The organism is Mucilaginibacter sp. UR6-1 (genome assembly GCF_020880975.1).
Taxonomy (GTDB): Bacteria; Bacteroidota; Bacteroidia; order Sphingobacteriales; family Sphingobacteriaceae; genus Mucilaginibacter.
In genome coordinates this window covers 31,407-44,706 of the sequence record NZ_JAJIWP010000003.1, presented here as the reverse complement: position 1 = coordinate 44,706, position 13,300 = coordinate 31,407, and the positions used below count along the sequence as shown (strand labels likewise).

General features: G+C 44.3%; 8 protein-coding genes. All 8 read right to left on the bottom strand.

Going from position 1 to position 13,300, the window contains the following annotated elements; translation table 11 throughout:
* Positions 1-13: 13 nt before the first annotated feature.
* The 8 genes from LJ707_RS10600 to LJ707_RS10565 all read right to left on the bottom strand — a co-directional run bounded on the left by LJ707_RS10600 (position 14) and on the right by LJ707_RS10565 (position 13,298).
* Positions 14-826 (bottom strand): enoyl-ACP reductase, encoded by an 813-nt coding sequence (locus LJ707_RS10600; protein ID WP_228950806.1) that lies wholly within the window; start codon positions 824-826, stop codon positions 14-16.
* 200 nt (positions 827-1,026) lie between these two features.
* Positions 1,027-2,682, bottom strand: a complete 1,656-nt coding sequence (gene recN / locus LJ707_RS10595) for a DNA repair protein RecN (RefSeq protein WP_228950805.1) — start codon at positions 2,680-2,682, stop codon at positions 1,027-1,029.
* A gap of 61 nt (positions 2,683-2,743) precedes the next feature.
* Complete coding sequence (locus tag LJ707_RS10590; protein ID WP_228950804.1) at positions 2,744-3,427, bottom strand: hypothetical protein; 684 nt, start codon at positions 3,425-3,427, stop codon at positions 2,744-2,746.
* A 210-nt stretch (positions 3,428-3,637) separates the two neighbouring features.
* A complete protein-coding gene (locus LJ707_RS10585; protein WP_228950803.1) occupies positions 3,638-4,957 on the bottom strand; it encodes a TolC family protein in 1,320 nt (439 codons plus the stop codon).
* A gap of 5 nt (positions 4,958-4,962) precedes the next feature.
* Positions 4,963-5,640, bottom strand: a complete 678-nt coding sequence (locus tag LJ707_RS10580) for an ABC transporter ATP-binding protein (RefSeq protein WP_228950802.1) — start codon at positions 5,638-5,640, stop codon at positions 4,963-4,965.
* A gap of 222 nt (positions 5,641-5,862) precedes the next feature.
* The gene (locus LJ707_RS10575) at positions 5,863-8,280 is read right to left on the bottom strand and encodes an ABC transporter permease (protein ID WP_228950801.1); all 2,418 of its coding nucleotides are present in this window, start codon (positions 8,278-8,280) and stop codon (positions 5,863-5,865) included.
* Positions 8,281-8,447: 167 nt separating this feature from the next.
* On the bottom strand, positions 8,448-10,862 hold the full coding sequence (locus tag LJ707_RS10570; RefSeq protein WP_228950800.1) for an ABC transporter permease: 2,415 nt from the start codon (positions 10,860-10,862) through the stop codon (positions 8,448-8,450).
* A gap of 27 nt (positions 10,863-10,889) precedes the next feature.
* Entirely contained in the window at positions 10,890-13,298 is a 2,409-nt protein-coding gene (locus LJ707_RS10565; protein WP_228950799.1) for an ABC transporter permease, read from the bottom strand.
* Positions 13,299-13,300 lie beyond the last annotated feature (2 nt).

The window sequence follows — 13,300 nt, the reverse complement described above, 5'->3', positions numbered from 1 at the left end:
AATATAAGTATTATTATTTACCCATCTGATCGATAACGGCCTGTGTTACGCCGGTGTATGAAAAACCACCATCATGAAACAGGTTTTGCATGGTTACCATGCGGGTAAGGTCAGAGAACAGGGTAACCACATAATCAGCACACTGATCGGCATTGGCATTACCCAACGGACTCATCTTTTCAGCAAATTCAATAAAGCCATCAAAGCCTTTAACACCCGAGCCTGCAGTAGTGCGGGTTGGTGATTGCGATATGGTGTTTACGCGTACATTCTTTTTCATGCCGTACTCGTAACCAAAATTACGGGCAATGCTTTCTAATACGGCTTTGTTATCAGCCATATCATTGTAACCCGGAAAGTAACGCTGGGCTGCAATATAGCTTAACGCCACAACTGAACCCCACTCGTTAATCAAATCCTTTTTCATGGCTTCCTGCAATATGCGGTGTAAGCTCAGGGCTGATATATCAAAACCTTTAAAGGTATAATCGTAATTATTTTCAGGATAAGGGATGCTTTTGCGCACGTTAACGCTCATGCCTATGGAGTGCAGTATAAAATCAACACCGCCATTAAAATGCTCCTGCGTTTTGGTAAGCAGGTTTTCAATATCCTGATTGCTGGTAACATCGGCTGCAATAACCGGGGCATTGCATTCTTCGGCCAATTTGTTTAATTCGCCCATGCGCAAGGCTATAGGGGCATTGCTTAATACTATTTCGGCACCTTCCTGTACGGCGCGCTGTGCTACCTTCCAGGCTATTGATTGCTCGTTAAGGGCACCAAATATTATCCCTTTTTTACCTTTTAATAAATTATAAGCCATTATATGAGTTTTTTATAATCGGGGTAAAGTTATAATTATTTTTTCAGTTGACGGTGTTCAGTTTACAGTTGGCAGTTTGCAGTTACCAGTGGGCAGTGGACGGTTTGCAGTGGACAGTTGGCGGTTGGCTTTTTAACCAAATAACTGCGAACTGATAACTAAAAGCAAAATGCCACCGGTAACTGCAAACTCATAAAAACTCACAAAGAAAGCAACTCCCTTGCGTTTTGCAGGGCACTTTCGCCGGGCTTGTCGCCGCTTAGCATTTTGGCAATCTCGAGTACGCGCTCCTGCTCGGCCAATTCCTTTATGCGGCTGTAGGTAATATCTCCCTGTTGATCCTTATATACAAAAAAGTGGCGCTGCCCTTTACTGGCAATCTGCGGCAGGTGCGTTATGGTGATTACCTGCAGGTTGGCGGCTAAACGCTCCATGATCTGGCCTACCTTGTTGGCTACCTCGCCGGATACACCGGTATCTATCTCATCAAAAATAATACTTGGCAAGGCCGTATATTGCGCCACCAGCGATTTAATGCTCAGCATCACCCGCGAGAGCTCACCGCCTGATGCTACCTTGCTCATTTCGCCGGGTGTATGCCCTTTATTAGCCGAGAAGAGGAAACGCACATTATCGGTTCCGGTTTTAATAAAATCAACCGTAGTGGTTAGCTCTATTTGTAATACGGAGTTAGCCATGCCCATTTCCGCAAGGGTAGTTATCACTTGTTTTTGTATTGAGGGGATAGCTTTGGCCCGCTTTGCTGATAGTTCGGCGGATTGTTTTTCCAGTTCCTTTTTTATAGCGGTTATCTCTTTCTGCAGCTTTTCGATAGCATCATCACTGGATATGGCCTGCTGTATTTTGCCCGACAGATCATCCTGCAATTGCAGCAGTTCGGCATTACTGCTTACGCGATGTTTTTTTTGCAGATTATAAATTATGCTTAACCTGTCGTTAACCTCCGTGGCGCGGGCCTCATTGGTAAAGGTGCGCTGCTCCAGGTTTTCAATTTCGGCAGCTATATCTTTCAGTTCAATAACCGTACTATTTAAACGGTTATGCAGATCCTCTATTTCGGGGTTAAATTTCTCTAATGCTGATAGCTGCAGTCCGGCTTCTTTTAGTTGTGCTAACACAGCGGCTTCACCATCCTGTAACAAATAATTAGCGCCAAGCAGGTTACGCTTTATTTCTTCGGCGTTGTTTAAGGTGTATAACTCCTGCTCCAATTGTTCCTGCTCATCGGCGGCAAGCCCGGCCTTTTCCAGTTCATCATACTGAAACTGGTAGTAATCAAGATCGGCCTTAGCCTTTTCACTATCTTCTATCAGTTGCTTTAAGCGGTTATTTTCGGCACGGTATAGCTTAAATTTAGTTTGATAAGCCTCCAGTTGCACGGCATTACCGGCAACAGCGTCAACCACCATCAATTGAAATTCGGGGTCGTTTATTTCGAGCGTAGCATGTTGCGAGTGTATATCGATCAGCTTTTCGCCCAACTGCTTTAACGTGGCCAGGTTTACAGGGGTATCATTAACAAAGGCGCGCGATTTTCCATCGGCCGATATTTCACGGCGCAGCACGGTTTCGGCCTCATAATCCAGGTCGTTATCAGTAAAAAATTCCTTTATATCAAGGCTATCCACCTTAAACAAACCTTCAATAATGCACTTTTTTTGCTGGTTAAAAAAGTAGCGGCTTTCGGCGCGCTGCCCTAATATAAGCGACAGGCCACCCAATATAATAGACTTACCCGCACCGGTTTCACCGGTGAGGATGTTGAGGCCTTTATCAAAGCTGATCTCCAGGTTATCAATCAGCGCGTAATTATTTATGGTTAGCTTTTTAAGCATGGTGCCAGTATCCGTTTTTTGCGGATACTAAATTACAAAATCGGCCGTAAGGTTGTTTGATTTACTTTTCAGGAATCTCCGGAATATGATATCTCACAAGGCTGGTAGTACTGATCAGCCTGTCGCCCTGCTGAACGTCGGTTTGTATAGTGCCTATGCCTTTAACCATATAATTATTGTAGGTGTAAAGCAAAGCATAGCTTCCATCATCCAGCTTGGCCGATACAGATACGCCCGTGCTTACCACTTTGCTATAATCCTTGCCCTGCACTTTACGGGTCGTATCGGGGTTTTTCATATAGCCTACCTGCATAACCTCCTGCCCTTCTATCGTACCGCTTGGGGTAAGCCGGCCGGTCCAGCCGGTGTTGATTTTGGCAGTATCAACCAAATAATAAAAATTAACCGGTTCGGCACCTAAAAGCGCATCCTGCTTGCGGGTGTAATAGCTATGCCCGTCAGAGTAATAATATTCTTTTGAGCTGCCGTTTTGCTCCGAAAGTACATTAGCCTCATAATATACCACGCCGTTCACCGTCACTGTATTACCATTTAAAGTTTTGGTTACGGTATCGGTTGTTGAACCTATGGCCTCGGCATATACCCAATAACTCCCTTTAACAAGCGGCTGATAGCTATCAACTGATGCAATGATATTTTCATACCCGCTAAAATCGGCCGGATCTTTTTTGCACGCGGCCATCATCAACACAAAAACAGAAGTTACGAGTACCAGTTTTTTCATATACCTGCCCTATAATTTTAAAAAATGCAAGCAAATTGTATATGTTACAATAAGCCTCCATCCTTTAAACTGATTTTGCCCGAAAAAGGTTAGGTTTAAATACGATGGCAGACACTTTTTTTACTATTTGATAACAACTGTAAAGAGTAGTAACAAACAAAGCCTCTGCCGTGCAGGCAAAGGCTTAACAATTGTGAAAAAAGTATGCTATCAATTAAATGATAACCGGTTTTGGTAATAATCTAATATTTTGGTGCGGATAAAGTAATCGTACCGGGCAATAATGAGGTTGGTGCGAGAGCGGTCAAGGTTGCCTTTGGCGATAACAAATTCAACCGAAGTAACAGCACCGGCATTAAACCTGATCTCGGTAGTACGGAAAGCCTCCGCATAAGCCGCCACCTGGTCGGCCTGAATTTTATAGCGTTCCATAGCCAACGACATGTTGGCATAGGCCTGCTCAACATTTTGCTTCAGCTTTACCTTGGTAGTGTAATCAACATATTGTGATTCCTGCAGGTTTATTTTTGCAAGCGCTACATCGTTCCTGCGTTTAAAACCGTTAAGAAAAGGAATAGACAGGTTTAACCCGAAAGATGTGTTATAGTTGTTACGGAACTGGCTTGTATAACTTCCTGCCGACCCGCTCGAGTACTGGGTAAACACGCCCGAATAAAAACTCAAAGTAGGGAAAATCCGTCCTTTGGCTGCTTTAACCGCTTTCTGAGAACTTTGCACCCGCAATTCAGTCGCTTTAACCTGCGCCAGATCTTTCAGCGCGGTATTATAAACATCATCCTGGGTAGTTTTGTAAGCCGCGGGCAATTCATCAGCGCTCAGGCGTTCAAATTTTATATTTTTATTATAAGGGATATTCATCAGCTCAAGCAAATTAAGCCGGGAGGCGATCAGGTTATTTTTAGCGGTGATAAGCGATAGCTGATCGCTTGCTAATTGTCCTCGTAAATTGTAAAACTCGGCAGGGGTAACGTTACCATCACGATTGAGCACGGCTAACCTGTCGGCCTGTTGTTGCGATACCTGAACCTGGGTTTCGGCCTGTGTTACCTGGTCCTCATTATTAAGCATGGCCAGATAGGTGGTTATAACATTAAGGCTGATGCTGTTCTTTGCTGCCTGAAAATCCATTTGTCCGGCCTGATAGGCCAATGCAGTTTGTTTAATGCTGCTGAACATGGCTAAACCATCAAAAAGCACCAGGTTACTGTTAAGGTTATAATTTGCGTTAGTAATTTGCGCGTTAACGTAAGTAAGATCCGCATTCTGGCTACGGCCATTGTTGATAGAATGGTCAACAGCGCCGTTAATGGTTGGTAGCAGATTGAGCCTTGCTTGTTTCCAGTAAATGCGCTGGCGCTCCATTTCAAGTTCGCTTTTTTTAACATCGAGGTTGTTGCGGATAGCAATATCAAGGCATTGCTGCAAGCTATACACCGTATCGGTTTGTGCCTGCGCGGTGCCGCCTGTTAAAACAAAGGCTATAACTATAATATATAAAAAGTATCGCATGAATATCAGAGTGTTGTAGTTGATTCTATCCTGCCATCCAGCAGGTTGATGATGCGCGAGCCGTACTCGGCATTTTTTTCGGAGTGGGTTACCTGGATAATGGTTACGCCGTCTTCCTTATTTATTTTGCTGAACAGTTCCATAATTTCCTCACCCTGTTTTGAGTTGAGGTTACCCGTAGGCTCATCTGCCAAAAGTAATTTTGGTTTACCTATAAGCGCACGGGCAATACCCACCAGTTGCTGCTGCCCGCCCGATAGCTGCGCCGGGAACAGATCCTTTTTACCTACAATGTTAAACCTGTCAAGCATATCGGCCACGAGGGCCTTGCGCTCCGCACCTTTTATATTTTGGTAGATGAGCGGGGTTTCAATGTTCTCGTAAACGGTAAGCTCATCTATCAGATGGTAGGCCTGGAACACAAAGCCTATATATTGCTTGTACAATGCCGAGCGTTGTTTTTCCTTTAACTGATGTACGGGCTGCTCCATAAAATAATGGTAACCGTTGGTTGGTTCATCAAGCATACCAATGATGTTAAGCAACGTTGATTTGCCCGAACCTGACGGCCCCATGATGGATACGAACTCGCCCTGGTCAATATCCAGGCTCAGATCATTAAGCACATAGGCTTTGTTGCCCCCTGTTTGGTAGTATTTTGAAATATGTTGTAATGACAGCATAGTTGTTCTGCTTTTTTTAATTGTGATTATGCCATTAATATATGAATAACATACCAAAACAATAAATAACTACATATCAATAACTTACAACAAAACAACATTGATTTCCTGTTCGCTTATGTAACATGGAGCGTACGGTTATGATACAGTTTTTATCCGCAGCGGCATTAAAGCAAAACGCCCCGCTTTCGGCGGGGCATCTGCATTCATATTAACTAAAAACTATTCGCTTCGTAAACTCCTGACCGGGTTGGCCAGTGCGGCTTTTATTGACTGGAAACTTACCGTTATAAAGGCTATGCCAACAGCGATGAATGCAGCCAGGGCAAATATCCACCACTCAATATCAATACGGTATACAAAGCTTTGCAGCCACTTGCTCATTAGCCACCAGGCTAACGGGAAGGCAATTAATGCGGCCAGCAGCACCAGCTTTAAAAAATCGCGAGAGAGCAGCAACACTAAACCGGCAATATTGGCACCAAGTACTTTACGTATGCCTATCTCCTTAGTGCGCTGCACCATGATCATGAATGATATGGCCAGCAAACCGATACATGATATAATTATGGCGATGATGGCTCCGCTTATAAATATGGTTGAAAGGCGCTGCTCGGCTTTGTACTGCCGCTCGGTATTTTCATTTACCCACGAACCCTGAAAATCAGCATTAGGGAATGTTTGTTTCCACTTACGCTCTATCATGCTAAAGGTTTTCGACAGGTTTTGCGGCCTCACTTTTACAAATATGTAATTCATTTCATAGCCGCTCAGCACCAGCGTTAGCGGCTCTATTTCGCTACGTAACGAGCGGAAGTGGAAGTTTTTCATTACACCAACAATTAGCGATGGTTTTTTATCATCCATCGGCAAATAGGTACCTACCACGTTTTTACCGCCAAGCTGCGCAGCCATCTTTTCGTTAACTACAACGGCATTGCTATCAGTAGTAAACTCGCGCGAAAAGTCACGCCCCTCAAGCAACTTTATACCCATAGTTTTGGCATAATCATACGATACGCCTTGTATATTGGTATGTATATCATGGCCTTTATAAGTAAACCCGATTATTGAGGTGCGGGTTGATCCGTCCTTACCACTACCCATATTATCATAGGCGCCTGATACGGCTACCACGTCGGGCTCGCCGTTCAGTTGATTGCGGAACAATTCGAGCGAACGTGCACCATTAACAGAATTGCCTACCGGTATGCTTACCACTTCATCCTTACTGTATCCTAAGGGTTTGCTTTTCAGGTAATCAATTTGTTGCCAGGTAACCAGGGTACATACAATAAGCAGGGATGATAACGAGAATTGAGTTACCAGCAGTATGTTGCGCACCTTGCCCGGCTTTACGGTGTTTACGGTACCTTTTAACACCATTACCGTTTTGTAACGCATCATCAGCAAAGCCGGATATAAACCGGCAATTATTGTTATCAGGATAAATAAGCCGGTAATAACCGCTAATTGAACAGGCTGCAGCAGCATATTCATAGATATTTGGCTGCGGAAGGTTGCTTTAAAGCCCGGCAACGCGAAATTGGCGATGACAATACCAAGCACGAGCGCAAACAGGCACACTAATAAAGTTTCTATCCAAAACTGGGAGAGCAATTGCCATTTATTTGCGCCAAGTGTTTTGCGTACACCTACTTCGCGCGCACGTGTAAAAGCGCGCGCTACCGAAAGGTTTACAAAGTTGATGCAAGCGATAACCAAAATAAAGATACCTATAGCAAGTAATGCCATTACATAGGTTTTGTTAACCGAGTTACCCTCAAGGCCTACCAGTTCAGTATCAAAATGGTTATAAGCAAAAGGCAAAAGGTTCAGGGTGTACACGTTGCCTTGCGCATCAGGCCGGGCACCATCGCGCTTCATATCAGCAATGGTGGTTTTAAATGCCTTTTTTACAAAGCTTTGCAGGCGGGCATCAAATACGGCAGGCTTAACATTATCATTAAGCTGTACAAATACGTTATGATCGTGATGGTCCCAGCTCTTCATGTTAGCCTGGTATTCGGGCGCGTTCTCAAACCGTAACAACAAATCAAAGTTAATGCTCGAGTTTTGCGGAAAATCCTTTACAACCGCGCTTACCACAAAACTCCTGGGCTCGCCCGAGTAATTAAGCTCGATACTTTTACCAACAGGGTTGGTTTTACCAAATATGGCAGTGGCCACAAATTCAGAAATCACGACATTGTTCAAATCCTTCAACGGCGAGGCGTTATCACCCTTAACCACCGGAAATGTGAACATTTTTAAAAAATCCTGATCAACAAAACGAATGCTTTCTTCAATTTGCTTATTACCATAGCGTACAATGGTACCACCATTGCCCATGCGGGTAATGTATTTTATATCCTGGTACTCGGCCTTAACAGCAGGGGTAAGCGGCGCGGGCATTGAGGTGGATTTCTCAACTTTATCAGCTCCGTTCTTTGTGAAATAAAGCTGGTGTATCTTATCCAGATTGGTGTGGAACTTATCGTATGAAAATTCGTAATACACCGTAAGGAACAACATGATACAACAAGCCACTGCCACCGAAAGGCCAATGATGTTCATGATATTGAATACCCTGCCTTTCCAAAGATTTCGCCAGGCGGTTTTTAAGTAATTTTTTAACATGATATGGTTGTTATATTTTAAAGATCTGAACTAAAACGTTGATACAGCACACTTACCAATGCCATACCAACCAAACAAATTACTGGTTATCAAATATTTAAGTTCAACAACCAATACTACAATGTACGCATGCGTAACAACAGGTGTTCGCTTATGATACAAACTGATTACTCGCTGCGCAGGCTTTTTACCGGGTTAGCCAATGCCGCCTTTACAGCCTGTGTGCTCACCGTAACAATAGCGATAAGCAAAGCCATACCGCCCGCCAGCGCGAACATCCACCAGCTAAGGCTGATGCGGAAGGCAAAATCCTGCAGCCATTGCGCCATAATGTAACCTGCAAGCGGCGCGGCAATAAGCAGGGCCAGCATAACCAGTTTCACAAAATCAGCCGATAGCATGGCGGTTATGGACGTTACCGAAGCACCTAAAACCTTGCGGATGCCTATCTCCTTTACACGCTGTTGCGTGGTGAAGGTTATCAGCCCGAATAAACCCAGGCAGGCAAGGAAAACAATGAGCATACTGAAACTAAAAAACAGTTGCTTCAGCTTAGCCTCGTTCTTATATTGGTCGTTTACCACATCGCTTACCCATTTATATAAAAATGGTTTTTCGGGGTAAGTGCTTTTAAATAACGCGTTAATAGTAGCTAATGAGTTTGAAGGATGGTTTTGTTTGAGCCTGATGAGTATATATCCCTCATTAGACTTATCAGCACGAATAATGCAGGGTTTCATACCAAAATGTAACGATTGATTATGAAAATTGCTGATTACCCCTACCGGGATGCCTTCAATATTTGCTGTACGCGAGTTGAGTTTCAAACCTAAAAAACCTGCCGTGTAGTCGGTAATAATTACCGGCCTGGTCTTCATCATTTTGTTCAGCTTAATTTCATCAACCATCATCAGCGAATCAAAATTCACCACATCGGTTCTCATCTCACGATCAAACAACCTGCCGCTTTTGAGTTTAACTTTGAGGGTAGCAGGCAGGTCAGCATCACCACGAATATAGTTTACCACAACCTTACCGCTTTGTCCCGGCACGCTGATCTCGGTTGACATATTGCCCGGCCCCTCACCGGGGCTCCACGAGCTGATACTTACATTTTCAACACCGGGCAACTGCCTCAGCCGCTGCTTAAAAGCCTCGGCACCCGGGCCCCAGTTATTATAATTCAACTTTACAAGGTTATTTTTATCAAACCCAACATCGGCTGTATCAATATAATTTAGCTGGTAATGCACCACCAATGTAGCTATGATGATACCTATTGAGATAACGAACTGCCCCACCACCAGGGATCGTTTGAGCCAGTTAAGCTTAAAACCCGACGGCAGTTGGCTGCGCAAAATAGTCATGGGGCCGGGGCGCGAAAGATACCATGCCGGATATATGCCCGTGAGCAGGCTTACAAGTAGCATGGCTAAAATAGCCATACCCACAAACCCTATGTTATAAACATTGAACACCAGTGCATGACCAAGATAAGCCTCAACATAAGGAATAAACAAACTGGCGGCACCAATAGCCAGTACAAAGGCGATCACAAAAAACAATACCGACTCGGTAATGTAGCGCGATATAAGCTGGCCTTTGCTGGCACCAAGCACTTTACGCACACCGGTTTCCTGCATGCGGGTAAATATGCGCGAGGTTGTGAGCGTCATGAAATTAAAGCAGGCTATAACCAGCAGCAAAGCCGCCACCGCTATAAAAATATATAAGCTGCGCATACTGCCATGCACATCCTGTACTTCGGCAAAGTCCGACCGCAGGTAAACATCCTCAAGCGGCTGAAACTGGTAACTGTAACCGGGCTTTTTAGGCGCGGTGAAACCAGCGTACCAGTTATTTACCTTTTTGGCAAACCTGCCTGCATCAGTACCGGGCTTTAGCAACAGGTATTGTGTATTGAAGGTACCATATTCTTCTTTAGCAAGCTGATCATCGCTGGTACGATAGGCAACTATTGATATTACATCAGCACGTAAATGGGTATTTACAGGCAACTCCTTAACTACCCCGGTAATGAGGTAAGGCTGCGGATCGCCATACTCGGGAATGGTATAATATATTTTACCTACCGGATCCTGACCCTTAAAATGCTGCTGCATGAATTTTTCGGTGATCACGAGGTTGGCATAACCGGCCACAAACTTTTTAGGGTTGCCTTTGGTAACCTTTAGATCGAGAAAGTTCCATACCGATGCTTCGGCCAATAAATTTTTTACAGCTACACCATCACTGTTAGCGCCTATTTTAAGCCTGTCGCCAACTACCTGCATACGGCAGTAATCCTCCAGCTCCGGAAATTCCTTTTTAAGCGTTGGCCCCAGGCCGGTAAACGTTTGCGGAAAACGATCATCGCCCTTAACCCTGTTATTTACAGATATGATACGGTATATCTGCTTAGCCTTGCTCCATTGTTTATCGTACGATAACTCATCGATCACAATAGCGGCCACCAGCAGGCATGCCGCAAGGCCAACACTAAGGCCTATGAGGTTAATGGCCGCGTAGGTTTTATTGCGCCACAGGCCGCGCCAGGTTATCAGTAAGTTTTTTGTAAACATGATGATATTTTAAGCTGATAATATTTATTACTCGCTGCGTAAGCGCTTAACCGGGTTTACAATAGCTGCCTTAACGGCCTGAAAGCTGATAGTGCAAAATGCTATTAACACAGCAATTATACCGGCTGTGGCAAACATCCACCATTGCAGTTCGGCACGGTAGGCAAAGTTTTGCAACCACTTGTTCATTAACCACCAGGCCAGCGGCGAGGACAGCACCAACGATATCAGCACCAGGTAAATAAAATCCTTTGAAAGCAAAGTTACTATGCCCGATACCGAAGCGCCCAGCACTTTGCGTATGCCTATCTCCTTACCGCGCTGCTCGGCAGTAAAGGCAGCCAAACCAAATAAGCCCAGGCATGATATAATTATAGCCACTATAGCGAATACCGACATCAGGCCCGATACCTTGGCATCTTCCTTATACATATTATCAAACTCCTGATCAAGAAAGGTATAGTTGAACGGGTCGCCTGGGCAATACTTATCCCATACTTTTTGGATGCCTTTAATGGCTTCGGCCTGTTTGCCGGGTGCTACCTGTATCAGGTAATCGGTACTATAATAATCATCTAACTTAATAATGGCCGGGCCTATCTTTTCGTGCAAACTCTTAAAGTTAAAATCCTTTACCACGCCAATAACCTGCCCGGTATCTCCACGCGAAACTAAACGCTGCCCGATGTAGGGTTTATGCAGGTTGAGTTCCTTTACAGCGGCTTCATTCAGTATAGCGTTCTTTCGATCAAACTTTCGGCCTTCATCAAACCAACGGCCTTCCTTTAATTGCATTTTTACGATCTTCATGTAATCAGCATCAACCTGAAAATAAGCCATTGCCGGGTCAAAATCCTTTTCACGGCCATCCCAATCCAAGCCGCCTGATGATTGCCCGTCGTTGTTTTGTATCGAACTCATAGCCATAAGCGATACATTGGTTACCATATTCAGCGCTTTCAGGTCGTTCTTGATACTTTGTGTAGTACTGGCGCGCTGCTCATCTGTTATCGTCCTGAAAAATCGTCTGAATGGCAAACCGAACGACAATACCTGCGAACGATTATAACCGGGATTTTGGCTGCGGATAAAACTCATTTGCCTGTAAATGGTGATCACACCCACTATCAGTAAAATAGAAAAGCTGAACTGTACCACCACCAATGCCTTGCGCAGGGTAGCATCATTCAGTTTAAGTACGCTGATGCCCCTGAACGTATTAAGCGGTTTAAATGATGACAGCAGTAATGCCGGATAAATACTATTTAACACCACCGCGAAGAACAACGTACCCAACACTACCGTCAATAAGGATATGTTACCCGGATCGAGCGTAAAGTTGCGCCCCGTAAAGCTATTGAACCAGGGCAGGCTCGCGCTTATGATAATTACCGTGAAGATCAACGCGAACAAACTGATCACCATTGATTCGGCCACGAACTGCATGAACAGGGTGCCACGCCCCGCGCCTACTATTTTTTTGATGCTTACCTCCTTAGCGCGTAAACTTGCACGCGCGGTAGTAATGTTTACGTAATTGATACAGGCGATCACGAGCAGAAAAACACCCAACGCCCCAAACACTACTATAGCCTTTTTATTACCCTGCCGTAGCGCGGTATTTTGTAAACCGCTCTCAAAATGCAGATCTTTTAACGGGGTAAGTGATATAGCCAGGTTGTTTGTTTCGCGGGCTTTTGCCGTAATGGTCTCAATTTTTTTGGCTACTTTTTTAGTATTGCTACGCGGGTTAAGCTTTAAAAACGTGATGTAGTAAAAATTACCCCATTGCATCTCATTCTCCTTCTCCTTTGGGTTGGCGCGTCTTGAAGCTATGGGCGCAAGCACATCAAAGGTAAAACTGGAGTTGGCCGGAATATCTTTTATAACACCCTGCACCTTATAATCAAGCGTATCAATATGGATGATCTGCCCCACGGCCTCTTTATTGCCGAAGTATTTTTTGGCCTTACTTTCGGTAAGTATCAGGCTAAAGGGCTCACTATTGAATGCTTCCGGCCCACCGCTTACAAATTCATAATCAAAAACATCAAACCAACTGCTGTCTATCAGCGCTACATCCTTCTCCGGGAAAAACTCACCATTTATTTTAAAATAAGTAGGCGCATAGTTTAGCGGCCTGATGCGGGTAACTTTTTCAACCTCTGGTATCTGGCGTGAAGCTTCCTCGCCCATGCGGTATGATGAGTTCTCCCATATCCAGGTGGTACGTTTATCAATTGAAAGATGGTTTTTAATACGATAAATATTGGCGGCGTTTTGATGATAACCGTCAAAATTAAACTCGTTTTGCACCCACATAAATATTAGCACGGCAGCCGCCATGCCAACCGCCAGGCCGCCAATGTTTATAAAACTTACTACACGGTGCTTCCACAAACTTCGCCAGGCTGTTTTAAAATAATTTTTGATCATGA

Coding starts and splice junctions, on each gene's coding strand:
- LJ707_RS10600 (WP_228950806.1), bottom strand. CDS start 826: ATGGCTTATAATTTATTAAAAGGTAAAAAAGGGATAATATTTGGTGCC.
- recN (WP_228950805.1), bottom strand. CDS start 2,682: ATGCTTAAAAAGCTAACCATAAATAATTACGCGCTGATTGATAACCTG.
- LJ707_RS10590 (WP_228950804.1), bottom strand. CDS start 3,427: ATGAAAAAACTGGTACTCGTAACTTCTGTTTTTGTGTTGATGATGGCC.
- LJ707_RS10585 (WP_228950803.1), bottom strand. CDS start 4,957: ATGCGATACTTTTTATATATTATAGTTATAGCCTTTGTTTTAACAGGC.
- LJ707_RS10580 (WP_228950802.1), bottom strand. CDS start 5,640: ATGCTGTCATTACAACATATTTCAAAATACTACCAAACAGGGGGCAAC.
- LJ707_RS10575 (WP_228950801.1), bottom strand. CDS start 8,280: ATGTTAAAAAATTACTTAAAAACCGCCTGGCGAAATCTTTGGAAAGGC.
- LJ707_RS10570 (WP_228950800.1), bottom strand. CDS start 10,862: ATGTTTACAAAAAACTTACTGATAACCTGGCGCGGCCTGTGGCGCAAT.
- LJ707_RS10565 (WP_228950799.1), bottom strand. CDS start 13,298: ATGATCAAAAATTATTTTAAAACAGCCTGGCGAAGTTTGTGGAAGCAC.